Below are 24,922 nucleotides of genomic sequence, written 5' to 3' on the forward strand. Positions count from 1 at the left end.
AACTTATAGAATTGTGTACAACTCGTGCTACTCGTCGGATTTCGATTGTCACCCATCACCGACAGCCTCAGGATCGCGCCGTCATCTCTTTGAGGCTCATCTATGAAGCTCACCTCGATTCTCTTGTTGTCCCTTGGCCTGGTCAGTGGCGTAGCCTCGGCCGGTGGCACCACCGAAGCCGGTGTAGGCGGCGCATTAGGCGGGGTTCTTGGCGCCGTGGTTGGCCAACAGCTCGGCGGCTCGACCGGTTCTGCCATTGGTGCAGGCGTGGGTGGCGCGGCAGGCAGTGCCGTAGGTGCCGACAAACGCAGCCGGGGCGAAGCGGCCATTGGCGGCGCACTGGGCGCTGCTGGCGGCAACGTGCTGGGCCGCAGTGTCGGCGGCAGCACCGGTGCTCTGGTCGGCTCAGCCGCTGGCGGTGGTGCTGGTGGCGCGCTGGGTAACTACATGGGCAATAAAAGCGACGCCGAAGATCGTCGCTATCGCGATCGTGACAACCGTCGCTACTACCGCGACGACAACCGCGGCCGTGGCCACGCGTATGGCCATCGCAAAAAGAACAAACATCGTCATCATTGATTACCCAAAAACGGGAGCCGAAAGGCTCCCGTTTTTATTGGGGCCTGGCTCGCCTCGCCAAATTGTTTCAATGCATTACGCCCGCCTGTCACAGTGTCAATCATGCAAACTGCATGCACCTGAATCTCAAATAATTATTAACCCATTGAAAGATATGAAATTATCAACAAACACCCTGTTGGCATGTCACCTGCAATCTCTTGAATGAACGCTGCACTTCCTACCATTCAGGAGCACAACAACAATGATCGGGACAACTGAGCGCTATCCCGCAGCCCTGCAAGACTCCTCTGGCCACTCAGGTGTTTCCTGGGCCGCCATCTTTGCGGGGGCAGCCACCGCTGCCGCGCTGTCTCTGCTGCTGATCATGCTGGGCGCAGGCCTGGGCTTTTCGGCAGTTTCACCGTGGGCAAATGAAGGCGTGGGCGCCAAAGGCCTGGGTATCACCGCCATTGTCTGGCTGGCCGTCACACAAATCATTGCGTCAGGGATGGGGGGCTATCTGGCCGGCCGCTTGCGGGTCAAGTGGGCCAACATGCATGGCGATGAAGTGTACTTTCGGGATACAGCACATGGCTTTCTGGCTTGGGCAGTTGCGACGCTGGTTACCGTAACCTTGATCGCAGGCTCGGTCAGCAGCGTGATTGGCAGCGGTGTTCAAGCTGGGGCCAGCGTGGCTTCAGGTGCCGCTTCGGCCATGAGCAGCGCAGCCGCCAGCCACGCCGATAAAAGTTCGGGCAATAGCTCTGATTACTTTATCGACACCCTGTTTCGCGATGATCGCGGCACTGCTGTCAGCGAAGACGCCGCCCACGGCATCGTCACGCGCATCTTTGTTCGCAGCCTGGGCAACGACGGCCAGTTAAGTGGCGAGGACCGTACCTATCTGGCGCAAATCGTCGCTCAACGGACCAACCTCAGCCAGGCCGAGGCCGAGCAACGGGTCGATCAGGTGTATGCCAAAGCCCACCAGGCGGTTGAAGACGCCAAGGTCAAAGCCAAGGAAGCCGCAGACACCTCAGCAAAAGTCGCCGCCTGGACCACCCTGTGGATGTTCATCAGTCTGCTGCTGGGTGCATTTTTCGCCAGCCTCTGCGCCACGTTTGGCGGCCGCCAACGCGATGCCGTGAGCTACGTGGAGCACACCACCAAGCCGCCTGTTTATTAATCAATCTGGAGAATGAAAATGCGCTCATTACTGCTGTTTTTTCTCGGTATCCCGATCCCGATCATCATTCTGATTGCCCTGTTTGTGCATTGATGCAACAGGTATAAACCCTGAACGGCCCTCTTCATGAAGGCCGTTTTTTTGTGGCCCGGATCAAACCGGCAGACACGTGGTGGATTTGATTTCTGACAACGCCACGATCGAATTCACCTCTTGAATACCCGGGACCATCGACAGTTTTTCGAAGAAAAATCGCTCGTAGGCTTCGATGTCGGCAGTGACGATGCGCAGCAGAAAATCCACCGACCCCATCAGCACATAGCACTCCAGCACCTCGGGAAAACCGCGGATCGCGTCGGTGAATTCAGTGAAGTTGGAACGCCCGTGGGCATTGAGTTTGATCTCGGCAAAAATTTGCGTGTTGAGCCCGATTTTCTTGCGATCGAGCAAGGTCACCTGGCCGCGAATGATCCCCTCGTCCTTCATCCGCTGAATACGCCGCCAGCAGGGTGATTGCGAAAGCCCCACCTTTTCGGCGATCTGTGCGCTCGACAGAGAAGCATCCTCTTGCAGCAGCGCCAAAATGCGTCGGTCGTAAGCATCCAGTTCACCCTGCATAAAAATACCTTTAAGCTGTCTAATAGAGACTTGATCAAGTCTATTTATCGTTGATTTAAAACATCTTAGATAAAAAATTTCTCCCACGACGTGTAAATATTTCTCCAGCCTAAACAGGAGCGTTTGCATGTCCCATCTGGAAGTCGTCAACCACTCATCACGCCCCGACGTCTGGGCCAGCAACGCAGCGCCTTGCCCGGTGCGCTATCGCATCCAGGCGGACGCCGATGCTGATGTCTTGTGCCGTGTGCTCAATCTGTTTGCCTTGCAGCAATTGATCCCGCATCAGGTGGAAGTGGTGCGCGATCAGGACACATTGAGCATTGAAATCGAAAGCCATGAGCAGAGCTGGCACCGGGCTCAGGTCATGGGTGAGAAATTGCGCAATCTGATCAGTGTCTTCGACATGGAGCTGCACCCCGTGCAGGCGGCCAAAGCGTCTTTTCTGCAGGTCTCGGGGCAATAGTTCGCAACCATTGGGCACGTGAAGGTGAAAGCAGCGCGACTAGGCTTTGAAGCTCACAGCCAGACAAGGATCCGTCTGAGCCGGTGCCCAAAGGAGCTTTTATGCGCATCCCCCCGCCCCAAGACCAATGGCTGGACCTCAACGACCTGTTGACCGCGTTGCTGGCCAAAAACCGTATCCCCCACAGTTGTGCCGAACAGGTATTGATCACCGGGCGAGAAGCGTGCAATGCAGCCTTGCATCCGCTGGTGTTTCTGGCAGGACAACAGCTCTGTGACCCCAGCCGAGGGGGCAAGATCCTGGATCTTGAAACCCTCACCGCCTGGCTCGCCAGCCACGCCGGACACCCCTACCTGCGCATTGACCCGCTCAAGATCGATGTCACCACAGTGACCGGGCTGATGTCCTTCGCCTTCGCCCAGCGTCATGGAATCCTCGCGGTGGCTGCCGATGATTCGAGCATCACCATCGCCAGCTGCCAGCCCTGGGTCAGCAGTTGGGAGGCTGATTTGCACCCGTTGCTCAAGCGTCCTATCAAACGGGTCATTGCAAACCCCCTCGAAATCCAGCGCCTGAGCACGGAGTTTTTCCAACTGGCCAAATCGGTCAACGGTGCCGCACTCAACGATCAGAAAACCAGCCCCCAGACCAACCTCGAACAATTGCTGACCTTGGGTACAGGCGCCCGCGAGCCGGATGCCAACGACGCGCACATTGTGAATATCGTCGACTGGTTGTTTCAGTACGCCTTTGAGCAACGTGCCAGCGATATCCACATTGAACCCCGGCGGGAACAAGGCTGTGTGCGCTTTCGCATCGATGGGGTGCTGCATAACGTCTACCAGTTCCCGCCGCAGGTGACCGTGGCTGTCGTCAGTCGCCTCAAGAGCCTGGGCCGGATGAATGTCGCCGAAAAACGCAAACCTCAGGACGGTCGAATAAAAACCAGGCCCCCGGGTGCCGCTGAAGTTGAGCTGAGACTCGCCACCCTGCCCACCGCGTTTGGCGAAAAAATGGTGATGCGTATTTTTGATCCGCAGGTACTGCTCAAAGATTTCGACCAGTTGGGCCTGTGCCCCGAAGACCTGCAACGTTGGCAACCAATGACCCGCCAGCCCAACGGCATTATTTTGATCACCGGCCCTACCGGTTCGGGTAAAACCAGCACCCTGTATGCAACGCTCAAACAACTGGCCACTCCAGAAATCAACCTGTGCACTCTCGAAGACCCCATCGAGATGATTGAACCGGCCTTTAATCAAATGCAGGTTCAACCCAACATCGACCTGAACTTCGCCAACGGCGTGCGTGCATTGATGCGCCAGGATCCGGACATCATCATGCTCGGGGAAATACGTGACCTGGAGACCGCGCAGATGGCCATTCAGGCTGCGCTGACCGGACATCTGGTGCTTTCTACCCTGCATACCAATGATGCGCCCAGCGCTATCAGCCGCCTGCAGGAACTGGGAGTAGCGGCCTATTTGATAAAAGCCACGTTGCTGGGGGTCATGGCCCAGCGTCTGGTCAGAACGCTGTGCCCTGACTGCAGGGCCGAGCAGCCACTGGATCCGGGGGACTGGCAGGACTTTGCCCCGGCCTGGTCCGACTCACCGCCCACCTGCACCTGGCGGGCCACTGGCTGCACACAGTGTCGGGACACCGGATACAGCGGGCGAGTCGGCATTTACGAAATCATGGTGATGAGCGAAAAGCTCAAGTCCCTGATTGGCCCCGACACCGACCTCAACGCCATGCGTCGCCAGGCCTGCGCACAAGGCATGATCAGCCTGAGGCTGGCCGCCGCTCAAAAAGTCGCCGCTGGAACAACCTCAATGCCAGAAGCAATTCGAGTTACCCCCGCGTAGTTGAATTGTTTTGACTAAAATCTAATCAGTTACGCGAATTTTTTGATCGTTACACGCCTCGTTCGTTTGATTCTTACACCTCAAAACAAGGAATGGTTATGCAAGCGGGTACTGTGATCCTGTTATTTGTCGCCTTGGCTATCGCCATGCTCTTCATGGGCTTCAAGGTGGTACCGCAAGGATATCAATGGACGGTGGAGCGCTTTGGCCGCTACACCAACACCCTGAAGCCGGGCCTGAACATCATCATTCCGGTGATGGACCGCATCGGGCGCAAGATCAACGTGATGGAAAGCGTGCTGGACATCCCGCCACAAGAAGTGATCACCGCCGATAACGCCACCGTACAAATCGATGCCGTGTGTTTTTTCCAGGTCGTCAACACGGCTCAGGCCGCGTATGAGGTCAACAACCTCGAACACGCCATTCGCAACCTGCTGCAAACCAACATCCGTACCGTATTGGGTTCGATGGAGCTGGATGCCATGCTCAGCCAGCGTGACGGCATCAATGAAAAGCTGCTGCGCACCGTTGATGAAGCAACAGCGCCCTGGGGCATCAAGATCACCCGCATCGAGATCAAGGACATCAGCCCGCCGGCCGACCTGATGGCCGCCATGTCCGGGCAGATGAAAGCCGAACGTATCAAGCGAGCACAAATCCTTGAGGCTGAAGGGCTCAGAGCCGCAGCAATCCTGACTGCCGAAGGCAAAAAACAGGCACAGATCCTCGAAGCAGAAGGTGGTCGTCAGGCTGCGTTTCTCGAGTCAGAAGCCCGAGAGCGCCAGGCTGAAGCCGAAGCACGGGCCACCCAGGTGGTATCCGAAGCCATTGCCTCGGGCAACGTGCAGGCGATCAACTACTTTGTTGCGCAAAAATATATCGATGCCCTGGGCAAGCTGGCCTCTGCCAACAACAGCAAAGTCATCCTCATGCCGCTGGAGGCCAGCCAGGTCATCGGCGCAGTGGGCGGTATCGGCGAAATCGTCAAAGCCACCTTTGATACCAAGAAGGTCTGATTCATGTGGGAGTTTCTGCAACACCTGAACTACTGGGACTGGCTGGCGCTGGGCACCGCGCTGTTGATCCTGGAGGTTTTTGGCGCCGGTGGTTATCTGCTGTGGACAGGTATTGCCGGCATCATCGTCGGGGCTTTGACCTTTCTGGTCCCCGAGCTGCCATGGACCCTGCAACTTCCATTGTTTGGAGTGCTGGCAATCCTCACGGCGGTGTACTGGTGGCGGCGACAGCGCGGCAAGGTCGAGAGTGGCGACCAACCAAACCTGAATCGTCGCGGCCATGAGCTGATCGGCCGTACCTTCATCGTTCAACAGGCGATTGTGGAGGGACGGGGTAAAATCAAGGTCGGCGACAGCGTATGGATGGCCGTAGGGCCTGACGCTGCGGTGGGTACGCCCGTGCGTGTTACCGCCCAGAATGGAACAGTATTAAGCGTAGAAATTGTACCGTGACGTTACGGAACTCCTGAGCGCAATTTGCAATCAAACCTCGTAGCTAATCTATTCGGAGTCACCGTCATGCGCCTCAAATATGCTGTAGCCGCTATCGCCTTGCTGTCTCTTCCTGTTGGGTCTGCAATGGCCGACAGCTTCTGGCGTAATGTGCTGTCTTCCGGTGCAACCACCGGCTCCACCTACCTGACCTTCAAAAAAGACCGCAAAGTCATCGCCGCTCAGGATGACGCGGGCAGCTTTGTTGCCAGCAACGGTTCGATTCGTGGCCCGTACCTGGAATCAGCCATGCAACAAGTGCGTGCTGATAATCCGAACATGAAAGTCAGCGACATGGACCTGGCCAACGCAATTCTGGTTAAAAACGCTACAGCGGAATAACTGCCTTCCCACTTTGGAGGCAACTTCCATGTGGGACCGGGCTTGCTCGCGATGCTGGCGACTTGGTTTGCCTGCATCAACCCGATGTGATGCTATCGCGAGCAAGCCCGCTCCCACCGTTCAACTCAACACACATCTCTCCCTGTGATTCAGCCGCCATACAGAATTTTCACCGGATGTGAGCGATCCTCCGGGTATGATCTTGAGCGCTATGCTATTGCTTTTGGTCACCCAAACTCACTCACATCGGACGTCACGCTTCTATGAGCACGCTGCCTTTCCTGCCGTTTTCCAAACCCACCATTGATGAAGCCACCATTGCTGCCGTGGGCGACGTATTGCGCTCGGGCTGGATCACCAGCGGGCCCAAGGTCCAGGCGTTCGAAGCACAACTGTCCGAGTACTTTGGCGGGCGCCCGGTGCGTACGTTCAACTCCGGCACCTGCACCATGGAAATCGCGTTGCGCATCGCGGGCATCGGGGCGGGCGATGAAGTCATCACCACGCCTATTTCATGGGTAGCCACCGCGAACGTGATTATCGAAGTCGGCGCGACGCCGGTATTTGCCGATATCGACCCGGTGACACGCAACATCGACCTGGCCAAGCTCGAAGCGGCCATCACCCCGCGTACCAAGGCAATCATTCCGGTTTACCTGTCAGGCTTGCCAGTGGACATGGATGCGCTCTACGCGATCGCCAAAAAGCACAACCTGCGCGTAGTGGAAGATGCGGCACAAGCCCTGGGCTCCAGCTGGCAAGGCGAGCGCATTGGCGCACGGGGCGATTTTGTATCGTTCAGTTTTCAGGCCAACAAGAACATCACCTCATCCGAGGGCGGGTGTCTGGTGCTGAACAATGAAGAAGAAGCGCGACTGGCCGAGAAATACCGTCTACAGGGCGTGACTCGCACGGGTTTCGACGGGCTGGATGTGGATGTGCTGGGTGGCAAGTTCAATATGACCGACATCGCGGCTGCGATTGGTCTGGGCCAGTTTGCCCATATCGAAACCATCACCGCCCATCGTCGGGAGTTGGCCAAGCATTATTTCGACTGTTTCGGGCCTGAGTTCGAAGCTCAGTACGGCGCACAACTGCCGGTAGCAGACTTCAACAACACCAACTGGCATCTGTTCCAGCTTGTGCTGCCTGAGCGCAAGGACGGACAGCCTGCACGTGCGACCTTCATGAAAGAGATGCAAGCCTTGGGTGTGGGCATCGGTTACCACTACCCGCCCATTCACTTGCTGAGCCTGTACCGTGCACAGGGCTTCAAAGAGGGGATGTTCCCGATTGCCGAACGTGTCGGGCGCCTGATTGTGTCGTTACCGATGTTTACGGCAATGACCAAGGCCGATGTGGAGCGTTCGGTGGCGGCGGTGAAAGCAGTTTTAAGCGTCGCCTGACTCAACCTGTAGTCGTTGCCGCAGGCTGCGAGCTTTTGATTCCAAACAAAGCTCGCAGCCTTCGGCAGCGACTACACATTTGAGCTTATTCGCCGATTGCGGCTTTATAGCCCGCAGCATCCAGCAGTTTTTCCAGCTCGGCGGTGTTGCTTGGCTTGAGCTTGAAAATCCAGCTGGTGTACGGGTCGCTGTTCAACGACTCAGGGCTGTCCGCCAGTGCTTCGTTGACGGCAATCACTTCGCCAGAGACCGGCGAGTAGATGTCGGAAGCAGCTTTAACCGACTCAACAACGCCCGCTGTATCGCCTGCGGCGAACACTTTGCCGACTTCGGCCAGCTCAACAAACACCACGTCCCCCAAGGCTTCCTGAGCATGATCGCTGATGCCTACGGTAACCGTGCCATCCGCTTCCAGGCGGGCCCACTCGTGACTTTCAGCAAAGCGCAACTCAGCAGGGATCAGGCTCATATTCAGTGTCCTCAAGAATAAATGTAGGCGGCGCACACAAGGTGCTTTCTCGCCAGTAAACGTTAGATCAGGGCTTTGCCCTGACGAACAAAAGTCGGTTTTACTACTCGAACCGGGTACCACTTACCACGAATTTCAACCTCGGCACGGTCAGCCGTTGCCATCGGAACTCGCGCTAGGGCGATCGATTTGCTTAGCGTAGGGGAGAAGCTACCACTGGTGATCTCCCCTTCGCCAACATTGGCGATGCGAACCACTTGATGAGCGCGCAAAACGCCCCGTTCCTCAAGTACCAGCCCCACCAGTTTGAGCTGCACGCCCCCGGCCTTTTCGGCTTCGAGCGCTTCGCGTCCCACGAACTTGCGCGAGGCAGGCTCCCAGGCAATGGTCCAGGCCATATTGGCGCAAAGGGGGGAAACAGACAGATGGATATCCTGCCCGTAGAGGTTCATGCCGGCTTCAAGACGCAAGGTATCCCGAGCGCCCAGGCCAATCGGTGAAATGCCTGCACCCACCAGATCGTTGAAAAAGGCCGGGGCCTGGTCGGCCGGGAGGACGATTTCGAGGCCATCTTCACCGGTGTACCCGGTACGAGCGATAAACCAGTCGCCGCTGCTCTGCCCTTCAAAGGGCTTGAGTTGCTGGATCAACTGGCCACGCGCCTGACTCACCAGTTCGGCCACTTTCTGTCGCGCATGGGGCCCTTGAATGGCCAGCAGGGCCAGTTCCGGGCGTTCCAACAGTTGCACGTCATAGCCCTGACGCTGAGCTTCCATCCAGGCCAGATCCTGATCCCGGGTGGCGGCATTGACGATAAGCCGATAACCCGTGGGCATCAGGTAGACAATCATGTCGTCGACCACGCCGCCCTGCTCATTGAGCATGGCGCTGTACAAGGCACGGCCAGGTGTATTCAGACGCTCGACATCATTGGCCAGCAAATGCTGGAGCCACGCCTTGGCCTGAGACCCGGCGATGTCGATCACGGTCATATGCGAGACATCAAAAACCCCACAGTCGCGGCGCACCTCATGGTGTTCTTCAACTTGTGAGCCGTAATGCAAAGGCATATCCCAACCGCCAAAATCGACCATTTTCGCGCCCAGGGCGAGATGCAGGTCATACAGAGGCGTACGCTGTCCCATGGGTTTCTCCTTCCGGGCTTGGCGAGGGTGCGGACAGGCTGCGGAGCATTTCAAGCCTAAAAAATGGCTTTCTTACACTACGCAGAAACCTGATCTGACAGACAGACCGCACCGAATGCCGCGCATTGTAGCCGCATGAAGGAGGACTGGCACCTAACCGATTCGATGTGCCGAGCGTCGAATCAGTCCGATGACCGGTAACAATCCGACCAGGACCAGCGTCAGGGCGGGCAACGAAGCCCTCGCCCATTCGCCTTCGCTCGTCATCTCGAAGATCCGCACAGCCAGCGTGTCCCAGCCGAACGGGCGCATGAGCAAGGTAGCCGGCATTTCCTTGAGCACATCGACAAACACCAGCAGCGCAGCGCTCAAGGTGCCGGGCAGCAGCAACGGCAGATACACCTTGAAAAACAGTCGTGGCCCACCGACCCCCAAACTGCGAGAGGCCTCCGGCAAGGAAGGACGAATGCGCGCCAGGCTGTTTTCCAGCGGGCCATAAGCCACGGCGATAAACCGCACCAGATACGCCAGCAGCAGGGCCGACAGGCTGCCCAGCAACAGTGGCTTGCCCGCCCCGCCCAACCAGCCCGACACCGGAATCACCAGCTCTCGGTCCAGATAGCTGAACGCCAACATGATCGACACCGCCAGCACCGAGCCCGGCAGGGCATAACCCAGGTTCGCAAGGCTGACCCCGGCACGAATGGCCGCCGTGGGTGCCTGGCGCCGGGCAAACGCGAGCACCAAGGCCACGCTCACGGTGATCAGTGCCGCCATGCTGCCCAGATAGAGGGTGTGCAGGATCAATCCGGCGTACCGCTCATCCAGGTCGAATCGACCGCGCTGCCAGAACCACACGGCCAGTTGCAGCATCGGAATGACGAAAGCACAGGCAAATACCAGCAAGCACCAGCCACTGGCCAGCCACGCTTTGGGACCGCTCAGGTGATACAAGGCACTGACCCGGGGGCGTTCGTTACTGGCGCGGCTTGCCCCACGGGCGCGTCGTTCGCCGTAGAGCACCACCATGACCACCAGCAGTAGCAAACTGGCCAGTTGCGCTGCCGTAGACAGGCTGAAGAATCCGTACCAGGTTTTGTAGATCGCGGTCGTGAAGGTGTCGAAATTGAACACCGATACCGCGCCAAAATCGGCCAGGGTTTCCATCAGCGCCAGTGCTACACCCGCACCGATCGCCGGACGCGCCATGGGCAACGCAACGCGCCAGAATGCCTGCCACGGGCTTTGGCCCAGCACTCTGGCAGCTTCCATCAGGCCTTTGCCCTGGGCCAGAAAGGCCGTGCGCGCCAGCAGATAAACGTAGGGGTAGAACACCAGGATCAGCACGATGATCACCCCACCGGTGGAGCGCACCCGTGGCAACCTCAGGCCCATGCCAAACCACTCACGCAGCAGGGTTTGCACGGGGCCTGCGAAATCCAGCAAGCCGACAAAGACAAACGCCAGTACATAAGCCGGAATCGCAAAGGGCAACATCAGCGCCCAGTCCAGCCATCGTCTGCCGGGGAACTCACACAGGCTGGTCAACCAGGCCAGGCTGACACCCAGCAGCGTGACCCCGACACCCACGCCAACGATCAGGGTCAGGGTGTTGCCCAGCAGACGCGGCATCTGCGTATCCCACATGTGGCTCCAGATCTGGGTATCAATGCTTTGCCAGGACAGCAGCAAAACGCTCAGTGGCAACAGCACCAGAGCGGCAATGACAAAAACCAGCGGATACCAGCGACGTTGAGCAGGATGGGCCACGAAGAACTCTCGGAAGGTGGTCAGGACGAGGTAAAAAACAAATGTGGGAGCGGGCTTGCTCGCGATGCAAACACCGCAGTTTCCAATGAAACCCCGGCGATGCTATCGCGAGCAAGCCCGCTCCCACAGGTATTGCTTCAGATTTTGATCAGTTCCAGCCCGCGCGATCCATCATGCGGATGGCTTCAGCCTGGCGCTTGCCTGCCACTTCTACTGGCAGTGCGTCGGCCTTGAACTTGCCCCAGCTGGCCACTTCGGCAGAAGGCTCAACGCTTGGGTTGGCCGGGAATTCCTGGTTAACACCTGCAAAAATGACCTGAGCTTCAGGGGTGGTCATCCACTCCACCAATGCCTTGGCGGCCTCAGGGTGTGGCGCGTACTTGGTCAGGCCAATGCCCGACAGGTTGACGTGAACACCGCGGTCCGCCTGATTCGGCCAGAACAGTTTCACCGCCAGATCCGGCTTCTGCTTGTGCAAACGGCCGTAGTAGTAGGTATTGACGATGCCCACGTCACATTGCCCGGCGTTGATTGCCTCAAGCAGTGCAGTGTCGTCAGAGAACACGTCCGTGGACAGGTTGCTCACCCAACCCTTGAGAATTTTTTCGGTTTTTTCAGCACCATGCGCTTCGATCATGGTGGCCGTCAGCGACTGGTTGTAAACCTTCTTGGCGGTGCGCAAGCACAGGCGGCCTTCCCAGTTCTTGTCAGCCAGGGCCTCGTAGGTCGACAGTTCTTCAGGCTTAACCCGGTCGGTCGAATAGACGATGGTCCGTGCGCGCAGGCTCAGGCCGGTCCACTCATGGGAAGAGGAGCGGTATTGCGGTGGAATATTCTTGTCGATCACTTCGGACGTGAACGGCTGCAAAATGCCCATTTGCTCGGCTTGCCACAGGTTGCCGGCGTCCACGGTCAGCAACAGGTCGGCGGTGGCATTCTGGCCTTCTGCCTTGATGCGCTGCATCAACGGCGCTTCCTTGTCGGTGATGAACTTGACCTTGACCCCGGTCTTGGCGGTGTAGGCATCAAATACCGGTTTGATCAGCTCGTCGATACGCGAGGAGTAAACCACCACCTCTTCGGCAGCAGAAACGCTGCTCGCAAAAACGGTTAGGGCCAGGGCAGTCAGTAGACGCTTGCGTGCCAACATGATGGGCGGTCTCTCTTGATGCGAATCGGGCGTAAATGGTAGTGAATCACATTTCCCATCTCAACCTAACTCGCCCCGGAGGAGTTACCAGATGTTACGGCTTGGCCAGCGGCGGCAGATCGCCACTCAGGCCCAGTGCCTGACGCACAAACAAGGCCTTGGCCTCGGGCATTTTATTGACCCATTTCAAACCGGTGTTGCGCAGCAATCGTGCCGTCAGCGAGTCAGCCTGGAACAAGCGCTCAAAACCCTCCATGGCGGCCATCAACGCCAGGTTATGCGGCATGCGCCGACGCTCAAAACGGCTCAGCACGCGCACATCCGCCAGACGCTCGCCGCGATCCACCGCGTGCAGCAGCACATGTGCCAGCACCGCCGCATCCAGAAACCCCAGATTCACGCCCTGCCCGGCCAGCGGGTGGATGGTGTGTGCCGCATCACCGATCAGTGCCAGGCCTTCCGCGACATAGCGTTTGGCGTGACGCTGACGCAGCGGCACGCACACCCGCGGATCAGCGCTCAGCACGCTGCCCAGACGGCCTTCAAAAGCCAGTTCCAGCTCGCGGCAGAAGGCGCCATCGTCCAGTGCCATCAAATACTCGGCCTGTTCAGGCGTGGTCGACCAGACAATCGAACACCAGTCCTGCTGACACTCGCGCTCCAATGGCAGGAATGCCAGCGGGCCATTGTCGGTAAAACGCTGCCAGGCGGTCTGCTGATGGGGTTCTGAGCAACGCACGCTGGTGACGATGGCATGATGCTGATAATTCCACTCGCGGGTCTCACAGCCGGTCAGGCGGCGTACAGCCGAGTTGGCGCCATCAGCGGCAATCACCAACGGCGCACGCAAGGTACGGCCATCGGCCAGGGTCAGCAGCCAGTCGTCGCCAGAGCGGCGCATCTGTTCCAGGCGCGCATTGGCCAGCATTTCGATGCTGGAGTCCTGCAAGCACTCAAGCAGCGCATCCTGCACCACACGGTTTTCAACGATATGACCCAGCACGTCGGCATGAACGCTGGTCGCCGAGAAGTGGATCTGCCCCGTGCCGCTGCCATCCCATACCTGCATGTGGGCATACGGGCTGACGCGACGCCGGGTGATGCCCTCCCACGCGCCCAGGCGCTGCAAAATGCGCTGGCTGGCAGCCGACAGGGCACTGACCCGCGGCTCGAACGGAGCCTGGGCGGCAAAGGGTTTGACACTCAGCGGGCTGCCATCGAGCAGCAGGATTTTCAGCCCGCTGTCTTTGAGCGCCAGCGCCAGTGCGCTTCCGACCATTCCGGCCCCGACAATCAGCAGATCTGCACGCATTTCCATGCTTTAAGCCTGTCTCGCTAGCGGCGTACGCCGCACCTGAAAAAATGGATCGACATGGGGCGTGCTCGCCCCGCCGACATCAACTGTCTGCGCGGGTGCCCAGGCCCATCGCTTGACGGGCGAACCAGCGTTTTGCCGGCGGCACCAGATCAAGGCCGAGCAGGCCAAGGTTGCGACCAAACGAAACCAGGGGCTGCTCACTGCCAAACACCCGCGTCACCTTGTCCGAAAAACCGATGGTCAATTGCTGGTCGAGTTTTTGAGCCTGTTGATAACTCAGCAGCGTAGCGAAATCACCGGGCTTTTTATCACTGCCCAGCAAGGCATCGGCCAGGGCCTGGGCATCACGCAGGGACAAGTTGAAACCCTGGCCGGCTATCGGATGCAGGCTGTGGGCCGCATTGCCCAATACCGCCAAATGCGGACGTACCTGCTCTTGCGCTTCAATCAGTGTCAGCGGGTACAGATGTCGGGCGCCCACCTGTTTGAGCGTCCCCAGACGATAACCAAAAACCCCCTGCAACTCGCTGAGAAAACTGCGCTCATCCAGTGCAGCCAGACGCTGAGCGTCCATCCCCAAACGAGTCCAGACCAGCGCACAACGGTTGTCAGGCAACGGCAGCAAGGCCATTGGCCCTTCGTCGGTGAAACGCTCGAACGCCATCCCGCCGTGGGGCTGGCTCGGGGTGATATTGGCGATCAGGGCACTTTGGTTATAAGGCTGTTGGCGCACATGGATGCCCAACTGCTCACGCAAGCCCGAACGCCCGCCATCGGCCAGGACTGCGAGATCGCAATACAGGGTGGTCTCGTCGTTGAGGGTCAGGCGATAGCCGTCTTCCAGCGGTTGCATGTGGATAACTTCAGCCGGGCAACGCCAGCTGATCACATCCGGATCCAGACTTTTCCACAGGCACTGGCCCAGCCAGGCGTTCTCGACCACATAACCCAGCGCCGGAACCCCTTCTTCGCTGGCCGACAACCGTGCCGTAGAGAAACGCCCCCGATCGGACACGTGAATGTCCTTGATCGGTTCGCCACGCTCGGCAATCGACTGCCACAGGCCCAGACGCTCATAGATGATTCGAGCGCCATAGCTGAGCGCCGAAGAGCGGGCGTCATAGCTGGGCTGATAGGTGTTGCCGGGGGCAAACGGCTCGATCAAAACGATCTTCCAGCCCCGTGCCTTGGCACCGGCCTGCAAGGCCAGCGCCAGGCTCGCGCCCACCAGGCCGCCGCCAATGATGGCCAGATTCACGCGACTCATGCCGCACCCGCCATGAGCGCTTCGATAGCGGCGACGGTTTTTGGCACATCGCCGGTCAGGATTTCACAGCCATGCCTGGTGACCACTACGTCGTCCTCGATCCGCACGCCAATGCCACGCCATTTTTTCGCGACATTGAGGTTGTTAGGGCTGATGTAAATGCCAGGTTCCACAGTCAGGGTCATGCCGACTTCCAGCACGCGCCACTCACCGCCCACCTTGTATTCCCCCACGTCGTGCACATCGAGCCCCAGCCAGTGGCCAGCGCGGTGCATGTAAAACGGTTTGTAGGCTTCACTGGCGATCAGTGCCTGCACGTCGCCCTGCAACAGGCCCAGCTCCACCAGTCCGGCGGTAATGACCTGGACGGTTGCTTCGTGGGCCTGATTCCAGTGTTTGTCGGGGGCAATCTGGGTAAATGCCGCTTCTTGTGCTGCCAGTACCAGCTCATAGATCGCTTTTTGTTCCGGTGAAAAACGGCCATTCACCGGGAACGTACGGCTGATATCGCTGGCGTAGCAGTCAATTTCGCAGCCAGCATCAATCAACACCAGGTCGCCGCTTTTAAGCAGTGCGTCATTCTCCTGGTAATGCAGGATGCAGCTGTTATCACCCGAGGCGACGATCGAACCATAGGCTGGCATTTTGGCCCCGCTTTTACGGAATTCGTAATCCAGTTCGGCCTCAAGGCTGTACTCATGCAAACCGGCGCGGCTGGCCTGCATGGCCCGCACATGGGCGCGAGCCGAAATCTGCGCCGCGTGGCGCATGACCTTGAGTTCTGCTGCCGATTTATACAGGCGCATGTCATGCAGCAGATGATCCAGAGCAACAAATTCGTTGGGCGGCTGGGCACCGAGGTTCGCCTTGGAGCGAATCCCGTTGATCCACTCCATCAGGTTGCGGTCGAATTCGGGATTACCGCCCATCGCCGAGTAGACCCGGTCGCGGCCTTCAATCAACCCCGGCAGGATGTCGTCGATATCGGTAATCGGGAACGCGTCGTCGGCACCGAAGTCGCGGATAGCGCCTTCTTGCCCGGCCCGCAAACCATCCCACAATTCACGCTCGGCATTGCGCTCGCGGCAAAACAGCACGTACTCGCCGTGTACCCGGCCCGGGATCAACACGATCACGGCCGCAGGCTCGGGAAAGCCGCTCAGGTACTGAAAGTTACTGTCTTGACGGTAAACATGTTCGACATCGCGATTGCGAATGGCCACCGCCGCAGCGGGCAGAATCGCAATACTGTTGGGCTCCATCTGCGTCATGAGTGCCTTGCGGCGACGTGCGTATTCCGTTTTCGGGATATGGATCATGGGCAGACGGGTTCCCTCTCGACGATCAATCAGTGCAGCGAAGGTTTGGCTGGCGCAGGTTCAGCGGTTTTTTTGGTTTCGGTGAACAGCAGCAGCGGTGCGACACGCAGGTACTCCATCACTTCCATGTAGTCGCTTTCGCCGTCTTCGGACTCTTCAAGTGCATCCTGCACCTGGGCGATGGCTGCCAGGTCGCGCAGTACTTCATTGGCTTCATCGCTCAACGAGTAGGCGCGGCGGGTCAGGCCGAAACCGGACAGGAAACCCTGGCACCACTGGCCCAAAGCTGCGGCGCGCTCAGGCAATGGCGCGTCATCGGTCGGCAGCAACAGCACAACGGTCATGTCATCGCTGGTCAGTTCACCCTTGACCATCTCTTGCAATCCGATCAAGGCATTGCGTACGTTGTCTTGCGGCTCGCCTGCCAACAGCTCGCTGGCTTCAACCAACCAGCCTTCGGCATCAAAACCGGCGCCCGCGCAGCTGCGGCCCAGCAAGTGGCCGTGCAGTTCAGCAGGCGAAACGGAGTGGCCGCTGGCAGTCAGCAGGGTTACAAAGGCTTGATACGGGGAATTCTGAATAGGCATGGTCAGCTAGGCGCCAAGCGGCGCTATGTCTAGAATGGAGGGCTTGTATCCTAGCATTGGCAGACGTGCCAGACCATCGAGGCGTCAGTCCCCATCCATCAGAAAACACACAGTAGGACACAATGGAAGACACCGACCTGCATGCACTGATGGCTAGACTCGAACTGCTGATTAGCCGAGTCGAGCAACTTAACCGCCAAAACGCACTCTTAATTGCTCAGGAAAAGACTTGGCGCGAGGAACGCGCGCACCTCATTGAAAAAAACGAAATCGCCCGACACAAGGTGGAATCGATGATTTCGCGCCTCAAAGCCCTGGAGCAAGACTCATGAGTTCAAGCAGTAGCGTCACCGTGCATATCCTCGATAAAGAATATTCGATCATGTGCCCCCAGGAAGAGCGGAGCAATCTGGTGAGCGCTGCCCGTTATCTGGATGGGAAAATGCGCGAAATCCGCAGCAGCGGCAAAGTCATCGGCGCCGACCGTATCGCCGTGATGGCTGCTCTGAATATCACCCACGATCTGCTGCACAAGCAGGAAGTCGCCGAAGTTCAAACCAGCAGCTCCACCCGTGAGCAAGTGCGCGACTTGCTGGAGCGTGTTGATCTGGTGCTGGCCACTGATCCGAACGAACGTCAAAGCTGATTCAAAACGTTACTTTGGGGTATACTCGCGCCACTCCCTGGAGTATTCGCCAGTTAGCGATGTCCCTGAGCCGATTCGCACTACCCTGGAGCTTGCACGTTGGGCCGGTGTGCATGTCCGCTAGACGGAAAGCCTTAAGGTCTACTGCAACTTCCACCTTGAACTTTCGGGTTCAAGGGCCAAGCCGACAGCGGTACGTCGGGGAGCCTGATTTCCTAGCGCAATGTCAGCCACCTGCTGGCATTGGCTTCCACGAGCCACCCTGTGGTGAACTCGTCCTTGAACAGCACGCCAAATGAACGAACCTGCGACGCCTACCCGCCCGCAACTTCGCCGAATGCTGCGCAAAGCCCGCCGCGACCTGTCGCCCTGCGCGCAACGCCAGGCCGCCCGCGGCCTGTACCGGCAACTGTCACAACACCCGCTGTTTCGCCGCGCCAAACACATTTCCCTTTATCTGCCCACCGACGGTGAAATTGATCCGCGCCTGCTGCTGCGCGAAGCCCAGCGCCGGGGCAAGATCACCTACCTGCCGGTCCTCAGCGCCTGGCCAAGAACCAAGATGGTCTTCCAGCGGGTTGCTCCTGGCGAGAAGCTGATCCCCAACCGTTTTCGGATTCTCGAACCGCGAATCAACCGTGCACGCCAACGCAAGGTCTGGGCTCTGGACCTGGTGCTGCTGCCATTGGTGGGATTTGATGCAACGGGGGGGCGACTGGGCATGGGCGGCGGCTTTTATGACCGCAGCCTGGCATATCAGGCTAGACGCCAAAGCTGGCGCAAGCCGACGCTATTGGGGCTGGCCCACGAGTGTCAGAAAGTCGAATCTCTGGCCCAGGCCAGTTGGGATGTCCCTTTGCAGGGCACCGTCTCGGACAGTCATTGGTACGTCGCCCACTGACAACCAGGGCATCACCGTTCAAGTGATGCCTTCGATCAGGTTTTAGCGTTTGAAGGGTTGTACTTGCTGTTGTGTCAGCTCAATCGGCTCGTCAATCGAGTTTGACCAGAGACTTTGCGCATAGCCCGTTGTAACCACACCCAAACCGAACAAAATAACCAGCATCCACAGTAAATCCGGTTTGCGTTTCATCGATTGCCCTCCTTCAGGCAAATCAACACGATGACAGCAACGGTTTTTGTTATAGGCCGTGCAGCAGCGTCAAGCTTCAAAGCCGGGCATTCTGCGGCAACACGAACACACACGCAAACTCTGGCGTCAACCGACTGTCGGTTTATCAAAATGTTGCCAGACAAAATAACCACAGCATGTTTCTGGAGTAGAAAATGGCCTATTGGTTGATGAAATCCGAGCCTGACGAGTTCTCGATCAAAGACTTGCACACGCTCGGTGAAGCGCGCTGGGATGGCGTGCGCAACTATCAGGCGCGCAACTTTATGCGAGCCATGGCAGTTGGCGATCTGTTCTTCTTTTATCACTCCAGCTGCCCCGAGCCGGGTATTGCCGGGATTGGTCGCATTGTCGAAGCAGCCTACCCCGACCCGACCGCCCTCGACCCTGAAAGCCATTACTTCGATCCCAAGGCCAGCGCCGAAAAAAATCCGTGGAGCGCCCTGCAGGTAGCCCACGAGCAGACCTTCCCCAAAGTGATCAAGCTCGATTACCTCAGACAACAAACGGCCCTGGCCGAAATGCCGCTGGTACAAAAAGGCAGCCGCCTTTCAGTGATGCCCGTTACGGATGATCAATGGGCTGCGGTGATGGGGTTGTTGTAAACACCCGCTCCCACCACTCGCCACGCCTCGTGGCAAGCAACATCCTGTATTCCCGTCTACGCTCTGGTCTTCCTTTGACTGACATCAAGTCGTAATCGCCTTGAAAACGTCAAACTAGAGCGCTCTGTGACACAGGATGTCGGCATGTCTAGCAATTCTCGAATTTCCCATTATTTCGTCATCCCCTTGGCTGTCCTGCTGATCGCAGCAGGCGGGTTCGGGTATTGGAAATCCCGGCTCGACAGCCTTCCTGAAGGCATCAGCATGGCCAACGGTCGACTCGAAGCCACAGAAGTACAGATTGCAGCCAAAACCCCGGGACGCCTGGCCGAAGTGCTGGTCGATGAAGGTGATCGCGTGACTCAGGGCCAACTGCTGGCCCGCATGGATACCCGCACCCTGGAAGCGACCCGCGCGCAAGCCGAAGCCGAAGTGCTGCGCGCCCGCCAAACCCTGGCCGCCAACGAAGCCAATGTGCAATTGCGCCAAAGCGAAAAGCGGCTGGCCAGCCAGGAACTCGCGCGCTTTCGCCAACTGTCCCAACGCGGTTTTGCCAGCGGCCAGCAACTCGACCAGCAACAGGCACGGTTTGATACCAGCAACGCAGCCGTGGTGGCAGCACAGGCCCAGGTTGCAGCAGCCAAAGCCGCGATCGGCTCATCCGAAGCCCAAGTTGCGCAACTCACCAGCGAAATCGATGACAGCAGCCTGCGCGCTCCCATCAACGGCGTGATCCAGTTGCGCCTTGCCGAACCCGGCGAAGTGCTGGGCGCAGGCGGACGGGTATTTATGATGATCGACCCCAGCGACCAGTACATGAACCTGTACATGCCCGCTTCGGTGGTCGGCAAGCTGACCGTGGGTGCCGACGCCCGCATCGTGCTCGACGCCCTGCCCGACCAGGCGCTGCCGGCCAAAATTGCTTTTGTCGCGGCCAAATCGCAATTCACGCCCAAAGAGGTCGAAACCCGCGACGAGCGGCAAAAACTGGTGTTTCGCGTCAAGCTGCGCCTCACCGACCCAAGCGCCGTGCCCCAGGCCAAGCCGGGCATGCCGGGAGCAGGTTATGTACGAACCGCAGACGTCGCCTGGCCGGCTAATCTGCAATGAGCGACCTGGCGCTCAACGCCAGTGGCATCAGCCACTGGTATGGCAAACAACAGGCATTGTTCGACATCGCCTTCAGCCTGCCAAAAGGCACGCGCTGTGGTTTGATCGGCCCGGACGGTGCAGGTAAATCGAGCCTGCTGGGACTGATTGCCGGGGTCAAAAAACTTCAACAAGGCAACCTTGAAGTGCTCGGCGGCCCGATTGACGACCGCCGCCATCGCAACACCCTGTACCCACTGATCGCGTTTATGCCCCAAGGCCTGGGCGGCAACCTTTATCCCGAATTGTCGATCAGCGAAAACATCCGCTTTTTTGGCACCCTGTTCGGCCTCTCAAAAGAGGAGTGCGAACAGCGCATGGCCGAACTGCTCAAGGCCACCGACCTGGAGCGTTTTGCCGAACGTCCCGCGGGCAAGCTGTCGGGCGGGATGAAGCAAAAGCTCGGGCTGTGCTGCGCGCTGATCCACGAGCCGGACTTGCTGATCCTCGACGAGCCCACCACCGGGGTTGACCCGCTATCGCGTCGACGCTTCTGGGAACTGGTGGATGACGTACGCAGCCAGCGCCCTCAACTGACGCTTCTGGTGGCAACTGCCTACATGGAAGAGGCTGAGCAGTTTGAACACTGCCTGATGCTCGATCGCGGCAAATTGATTGCCGCCGGTTTAAGCCATGAGTTGGCGACCGTCACTGCTACCGGCAAGCTCGACGAAGCCTTCACCCATTACCAGGGTGACAGCGGGCACAATAATGAGCCTTTGGTGATCCCGCCTCGCACCAGCGACAACAGCGACAACAGCGATATCGCCATTGAGGCCCACGACCTGACCCTACGGTTCGGCGACTTTACGGCAGTGAACAACGTCAGCTTCGCCATTGGCCGAGGTGAAATCTTCGGCTTTTTAGGCTCCAACGGCTGCGGCAAAACCACCACCATGAAAGTCCTGACCGGACTGATGCCCGCCACCGAAGGCAGCGCCAAATTGCTTGGCAATCCGGTCAATGCCAAAGACCTGGCCACCCGCAAGCGTGTGGGCTTCATGTCGCAAAGCTTCTCGCTGTACGGTGAGTTGAGCGTGCGGCAAAACCTTGTGTTGCACGCGCAACTGTTCGACTTGCCCAAGGCCGAAAGCGAACCGCGTATCGAAGAGTTGATCGAGCGTTTCGACCTGGGCGATGTGGCCTCACAACAGTCCGGCGAATTGCCGCTGGGCCTTCGCCAGCGTTTGTCGCTGGCGGTTGCCGTGCTGCATCGCCCCGAAGTGCTGATCCTCGATGAGCCGACCTCGGGGGTCGACCCTGCCGCCCGCGATGACTTCTGGCGTTTACTGATCGAGCTGTCACGCGAGCAAGGGGTGACCATCTTTCTGTCCACCCACTTCATGAACGAAGCTCAACGCTGCGACCGCATATCGTTGATGCACGCGGGCAAAGTGCTGGCCTGCGACACGCCCGATGCGCTGCAACACCAGTTCAAGGGCGACACACTGGAAGCCGCGTTTGTCACCTGCCTGGAACAGGCACAAAACGATCAGGACGCTAGCCCTGCGCCTGAAGCTGAGCCTGTCGCCACGCCGGTGACCAATGCCCCGCCGCCGATCAGCAAAAAAGGCTTTAGCCTGACCCGGCTGATCGCTGTCGCCAGCCGCGAATCCAAGGAATTGCTGCGCGACAAAGTGCGCATGGCGTTCGCCTTGCTGGGCGCCGTGTTCATGATGGTGATATTTGGCTACGGCATTTCTCTGGACGTCGAGAACCTGGCCTTCGCCGTCTACGACCAGGATCAGAGCCCACAAAGCCGCGCCTACCTGGAAGCCTTCCGCAGTTCACGCTACTTCGAAGAGCATGCCCCGATCAGCAGCGCCGACGAGTTGCACAAACGGTTGCAACGCTCTGAAATCAAAATTGCCCTGGAGATCCCGCCAGGTTTTGGCCGCGACTTGTACGCCGGACGCCAGCCTACGGTCGCCGCCTGGCTGGACGGTGGCATGCCATTTCGGGCCGAAACCAGCCGCAATTATGTCGAAGCGGTACACACCGCCAACCTTGAGCAGCTCTCCACCCTCAGCAGTCAGGCGCAAAACAGACAGGCAGCGGCCAAACTCGAAACCCGCTTTCGCTACAACCAGGACGTCATCAGCGTGAACGCCATCGGCCCCGGCGTGATGGCGCTCATCCTCGCGTTTATCCCGGCCATGCTCACAGCGCTGGGCATCGTGCGCGAAAAGGAACTGGGGTCAATTACCAACTTCTACGCCACGCCCCTCACCCGCCTCGAATTCCTGCTGGGCAAGCAGGCGCCGTATCTGGCCGTAAGCCTGGTCAATCTGGCATTGCTGGTGGCGATGAACCGCTGGCTGTTCGGCGTTCCATTCAAGGGCAGCGGTGTCACGCTGGCGCTGGGCGGGCTGCTGTATGTGCTGGCAACCACCAGCATGGGCTTGCTGATTTCCGCCTTCACCCGCACCCAGATCGCGGCGATCCTGGGCACCATGATTATCACCAGCTTGCCGACCATTCAGTTCTCCGGGCTGATAGTGCCGCGCTCCTCGCTTGAGGGCTCGGCGGCACTGATGGGCATGCTGTTCCCGGCCGGGCACTTTCTCGACATTGCCGTAGGCACCTTTACCAAAGCCCTGGATTTGCGCCAGTTGTGGCCCCAGTGCCTGGCCTTGCTGGGGTTCTTTGTGGTCTTCACCGGGCTGAGCCTGATCATGCTCAAGAAGCAGGAGGTCTGATGCACAAGCTCTCGCACATCCTGCGCCTTGGCCTTAAAGAACTGACCAGCCTGCGCCACGACAGCGTGTTACTGCTGTTTTTGTTCTACGCCTTCACCGTGGCTATTTACATGCCCGCTGCCGGTTCGATTATCGGGGTGCACAACGCCAGCGTTGCCATCGTCGATGAAGACCACAGCGCCTTGTCCCGCAAACTCGCAGAATCGCTGCTCCCCCCAGAGTTCCAGGCCCCGCAAGCCCTGCCCTACGATCAACTGGACCAGTCGATGGACAGCGGCCAGTACACGTTTGTGATCAACGTGCCGGTCAATTTTCAGGCCGACTTGCTGGCCGGGCGTGAGCCGAGCGTGCAGGTCAACGTTGATGCCACGGCCATGAGCCAAGCCTTCATGGGTGCGGGTTACATCGGGCGGATCTTCCAGCGGGAGCTGCTCAATTACACGGGACAGGCCGACGCGGCAGCCAAAACCCCGGTGCTGATCAGTAACCGGGCACTGTTCAACCCGAACCTGGAAGGTGGATGGTTTCTGGCCGTCATCCAGATTGTGAATAACATCACCATTCTGGCCATTGTGCTGACGGGCACCGCCCTGCTGCGGGAGCGGGAACATGGCACCCTCGACCACTTGCTGGTGCTGCCGCTGACAGCTCTGGAAATCATGCTGGCGAAAATCTGGAGCAACATGCTGGTGGTGGTGCTGTGTACCTGGATATCACTGGAAGTGGTGGTGAAGTGGGCGCTGGGCGTGCCGCTGGCGGGATCGCTGACCCTGTTTTTACTGGTCACTGCGCTCTACCTGTTTGCCAGCACCGCGCTGGGAATCTTTCTGGCAACGCTGGCCCGCTCAACGCCGCAATTCGGTTTGCTGGCCATACCCGTGATCATCCCGATGCTCTTGCTTTCAGGTGGCAGCACGCCGCTGGACAGCATGCCCCAATGGCTGCAATGGGTGATGCAGTGCTCGCCGTCGACCCACTTTGTGAGCCTGAGCGCGGCGATACTGTTCCGCGATGCGGGGGTGAATGTGGTGTGGCCCGACTTGTTGGCACTGGCCGCCATCGGGCTGGTGTTCTTCGCCATCGCGCTGGCGCGTTTCCGCAAGAGCCTTGCCTCGTAGTGTCGGGCGTGTTGCGCCTTACTGAACGATCAAATTGTTGAACAGCAAATCGTCCACCATCGGTTTGCCGGTTTCATCGCTCATCACCTGCTGGATCTGCTTCAGGGCTTGCTGACGCAGCTTCTCCTTTGCCTCGACGCTGCCCAGGGTGTCGCTGGTCTGCTGGGTAAACAGCCCCACCAGTTGATTACGAATCAACGGGTCATTGGCTTTAACCGCCTTGGCAGCCTCGGGGCCCGTCACGCGCAAGGAAATATCGGCCTTGTACACCTTGAGTTTCGAACTGCCGTCCAGGCCGTAATTGCCTACAAACGGTGGGCTCAGGGTGATATAGCTAACCTTGTCGCCGCCTTCTTGCGCCTCTTCTCCAACTGCTGCCATCGGCAAGGACAGGGCCAGCATCAACATGATCCACGCTTTCACAATTCGCTCCTTAATACGGTTGGGGGCAAGCATACGGGGCTGCTTGCGGACCTATCTACCCTTATCGGCCAAGCCCTGAAAAGCCGTAGGCCAGCGCGATTCAGTTGTGTCCAGCCCTCCTCTACATAAACACGCGAGATGTTCACAAGCGAAAATCGTGCGTGGGA

General features: G+C 58.6%; 26 protein-coding genes and 1 other RNA gene. 16 read left to right on the forward strand and 11 right to left on the reverse strand.

Annotated features, from left to right (window positions below; all coding sequences use genetic code 11):
• The first annotated feature begins 102 nt into the window (after positions 1-102).
• Both KO536_RS17845 and KO536_RS17850 read left to right on the forward strand, forming a co-directional pair.
• On the forward strand, positions 103-579 hold the full coding sequence (locus tag KO536_RS17845) for a glycine zipper domain-containing protein (RefSeq protein WP_019824518.1): 477 nt from the start codon (positions 103-105) through the stop codon (positions 577-579).
• Positions 580-823: 244 nt separating this feature from the next.
• A complete protein-coding gene (locus KO536_RS17850) occupies positions 824-1,747 on the forward strand; it encodes a hypothetical protein (RefSeq protein WP_219262576.1) in 924 nt (307 codons plus the stop codon).
• 153 nt (positions 1,748-1,900) lie between these two features.
• On the opposite strand, the gene KO536_RS17855 is transcribed toward KO536_RS17850, so the two are convergent.
• Positions 1,901-2,365, reverse strand: coding sequence for an Lrp/AsnC family transcriptional regulator (locus KO536_RS17855; RefSeq protein ID WP_019824516.1), 465 nt, complete (start codon positions 2,363-2,365; stop codon positions 1,901-1,903).
• Positions 2,366-2,492: 127 nt separating this feature from the next.
• On the opposite strand from KO536_RS17855, the gene KO536_RS17860 reads away from it, so the two are divergent.
• The 6 genes from KO536_RS17860 to KO536_RS17885 all read left to right on the forward strand — a co-directional run bounded on the left by KO536_RS17860 (position 2,493) and on the right by KO536_RS17885 (position 7,958).
• Positions 2,493-2,831, forward strand: a complete 339-nt coding sequence (locus tag KO536_RS17860; RefSeq protein ID WP_133079061.1) for a hypothetical protein — start codon at positions 2,493-2,495, stop codon at positions 2,829-2,831.
• 101 nt (positions 2,832-2,932) lie between these two features.
• Entirely contained in the window at positions 2,933-4,699 is a 1,767-nt protein-coding gene (locus KO536_RS17865) for a GspE/PulE family protein (RefSeq protein WP_219262577.1), read from the forward strand.
• Positions 4,700-4,797: 98 nt separating this feature from the next.
• Positions 4,798-5,718, forward strand: coding sequence for an SPFH domain-containing protein (locus tag KO536_RS17870; RefSeq protein ID WP_133079063.1), 921 nt, complete (start codon positions 4,798-4,800; stop codon positions 5,716-5,718).
• A 3-nt stretch (positions 5,719-5,721) separates the two neighbouring features.
• Positions 5,722-6,171, forward strand: coding sequence for an NfeD family protein (locus KO536_RS17875; protein WP_133079064.1), 450 nt, complete (start codon positions 5,722-5,724; stop codon positions 6,169-6,171).
• 66 nt (positions 6,172-6,237) lie between these two features.
• Positions 6,238-6,552: a DUF2388 domain-containing protein gene (locus KO536_RS17880; RefSeq protein ID WP_133079065.1), complete on the forward strand. Its 315-nt coding sequence runs from the start codon at positions 6,238-6,240 to the stop codon at positions 6,550-6,552.
• A 263-nt stretch (positions 6,553-6,815) separates the two neighbouring features.
• Positions 6,816-7,958, forward strand: a complete 1,143-nt coding sequence (locus KO536_RS17885) for a DegT/DnrJ/EryC1/StrS aminotransferase family protein (RefSeq protein ID WP_219262578.1) — start codon at positions 6,816-6,818, stop codon at positions 7,956-7,958.
• An 85-nt stretch (positions 7,959-8,043) separates the two neighbouring features.
• On the opposite strand, the gene gcvH is transcribed toward KO536_RS17885, so the two are convergent.
• From gcvH to KO536_RS17925, 8 genes are all read right to left on the reverse strand, one after another.
• Positions 8,044-8,427 (reverse strand): glycine cleavage system protein GcvH, encoded by a 384-nt coding sequence (gene gcvH / locus KO536_RS17890; RefSeq protein ID WP_019824507.1) that lies wholly within the window; start codon positions 8,425-8,427, stop codon positions 8,044-8,046.
• 62 nt (positions 8,428-8,489) lie between these two features.
• Entirely contained in the window at positions 8,490-9,572 is a 1,083-nt protein-coding gene (gcvT, locus tag KO536_RS17895) for a glycine cleavage system aminomethyltransferase GcvT (RefSeq protein ID WP_133079067.1), read from the reverse strand.
• Positions 9,573-9,725: 153 nt separating this feature from the next.
• Positions 9,726-11,342, reverse strand: coding sequence for an iron ABC transporter permease (locus tag KO536_RS17900; protein ID WP_133079068.1), 1,617 nt, complete (start codon positions 11,340-11,342; stop codon positions 9,726-9,728).
• 148 nt (positions 11,343-11,490) lie between these two features.
• A complete protein-coding gene (locus KO536_RS17905; protein ID WP_133079069.1) occupies positions 11,491-12,492 on the reverse strand; it encodes an extracellular solute-binding protein in 1,002 nt (333 codons plus the stop codon).
• A 94-nt stretch (positions 12,493-12,586) separates the two neighbouring features.
• Positions 12,587-13,804 carry a 2-octaprenyl-3-methyl-6-methoxy-1,4-benzoquinol hydroxylase gene (locus tag KO536_RS17910; RefSeq protein ID WP_219262604.1) on the reverse strand — a complete coding sequence of 406 codons (1,218 nt, stop codon included), beginning with the start codon at positions 13,802-13,804 and terminating at the stop codon, positions 12,587-12,589.
• 85 nt (positions 13,805-13,889) lie between these two features.
• Positions 13,890-15,077 (reverse strand): 2-octaprenyl-6-methoxyphenyl hydroxylase, encoded by a 1,188-nt coding sequence (gene ubiH, locus KO536_RS17915; RefSeq protein ID WP_219262579.1) that lies wholly within the window; start codon positions 15,075-15,077, stop codon positions 13,890-13,892.
• A complete protein-coding gene (pepP, locus tag KO536_RS17920) occupies positions 15,074-16,396 on the reverse strand; it encodes a Xaa-Pro aminopeptidase (protein WP_133079072.1) in 1,323 nt (440 codons plus the stop codon). The genes ubiH and pepP overlap by 4 nt, the downstream gene beginning before the upstream one ends.
• 29 nt (positions 16,397-16,425) lie before the next feature.
• Positions 16,426-16,983 carry a YecA family protein gene (locus KO536_RS17925; RefSeq protein WP_133079073.1) on the reverse strand — a complete coding sequence of 186 codons (558 nt, stop codon included), beginning with the start codon at positions 16,981-16,983 and terminating at the stop codon, positions 16,426-16,428.
• A gap of 122 nt (positions 16,984-17,105) precedes the next feature.
• On the opposite strand from KO536_RS17925, the gene KO536_RS17930 reads away from it, so the two are divergent.
• The 4 genes from KO536_RS17930 to KO536_RS17945 all read left to right on the forward strand — a co-directional run bounded on the left by KO536_RS17930 (position 17,106) and on the right by KO536_RS17945 (position 18,530).
• Positions 17,106-17,315, forward strand: coding sequence for a TIGR02449 family protein (locus tag KO536_RS17930; RefSeq protein WP_019824490.1), 210 nt, complete (start codon positions 17,106-17,108; stop codon positions 17,313-17,315).
• Entirely contained in the window at positions 17,312-17,629 is a 318-nt protein-coding gene (locus tag KO536_RS17935) for a cell division protein ZapA (RefSeq protein WP_019824488.1), read from the forward strand. Before KO536_RS17930 ends, KO536_RS17935 begins: the two co-directional genes overlap by 4 nt.
• Before the next feature lie 31 nt (positions 17,630-17,660).
• Positions 17,661-17,838: non-coding RNA, 6S RNA (gene ssrS / locus KO536_RS17940), on the forward strand.
• Positions 17,839-17,924: 86 nt separating this feature from the next.
• Entirely contained in the window at positions 17,925-18,530 is a 606-nt protein-coding gene (locus KO536_RS17945; protein WP_133079075.1) for a 5-formyltetrahydrofolate cyclo-ligase, read from the forward strand.
• A 42-nt stretch (positions 18,531-18,572) separates the two neighbouring features.
• On the opposite strand, the gene KO536_RS17950 is transcribed toward KO536_RS17945, so the two are convergent.
• On the reverse strand, positions 18,573-18,722 hold the full coding sequence (locus tag KO536_RS17950) for a hypothetical protein (RefSeq protein WP_019824485.1): 150 nt from the start codon (positions 18,720-18,722) through the stop codon (positions 18,573-18,575).
• Positions 18,723-18,916: 194 nt separating this feature from the next.
• Between KO536_RS17950 and KO536_RS17955 the strand changes: the two genes are divergently transcribed.
• The 4 genes from KO536_RS17955 (at position 18,917) to KO536_RS17970 (ending at position 24,332) form a co-directional block, all read left to right on the forward strand.
• Positions 18,917-19,366 carry an EVE domain-containing protein gene (locus tag KO536_RS17955; RefSeq protein ID WP_219262580.1) on the forward strand — a complete coding sequence of 150 codons (450 nt, stop codon included), beginning with the start codon at positions 18,917-18,919 and terminating at the stop codon, positions 19,364-19,366.
• A 144-nt stretch (positions 19,367-19,510) separates the two neighbouring features.
• Positions 19,511-20,476, forward strand: coding sequence for an HlyD family secretion protein (locus KO536_RS17960; protein ID WP_133079077.1), 966 nt, complete (start codon positions 19,511-19,513; stop codon positions 20,474-20,476).
• Positions 20,473-23,214, forward strand: coding sequence for a ribosome-associated ATPase/putative transporter RbbA (gene rbbA / locus KO536_RS17965; RefSeq protein ID WP_219262581.1), 2,742 nt, complete (start codon positions 20,473-20,475; stop codon positions 23,212-23,214). The genes KO536_RS17960 and rbbA overlap by 4 nt, the downstream gene beginning before the upstream one ends.
• Positions 23,214-24,332 (forward strand): ABC transporter permease, encoded by a 1,119-nt coding sequence (locus KO536_RS17970; RefSeq protein ID WP_133079079.1) that lies wholly within the window; start codon positions 23,214-23,216, stop codon positions 24,330-24,332. The genes rbbA and KO536_RS17970 overlap by 1 nt, the downstream gene beginning before the upstream one ends.
• An 18-nt stretch (positions 24,333-24,350) precedes the next feature.
• On the opposite strand, the gene KO536_RS17975 is transcribed toward KO536_RS17970, so the two are convergent.
• The gene (locus tag KO536_RS17975) at positions 24,351-24,755 is read right to left on the reverse strand and encodes a flagellar basal body-associated protein FliL (protein WP_133079080.1); all 405 of its coding nucleotides are present in this window, start codon (positions 24,753-24,755) and stop codon (positions 24,351-24,353) included.
• Between the last annotated feature and the right edge of the window lie 167 nt (positions 24,756-24,922).

This window comes from Pseudomonas sp. NKUCC02_KPG (assembly GCF_019345465.1).
In the GTDB taxonomy this organism is placed as follows: Bacteria; Pseudomonadota; Gammaproteobacteria; order Pseudomonadales; family Pseudomonadaceae; genus Aquipseudomonas.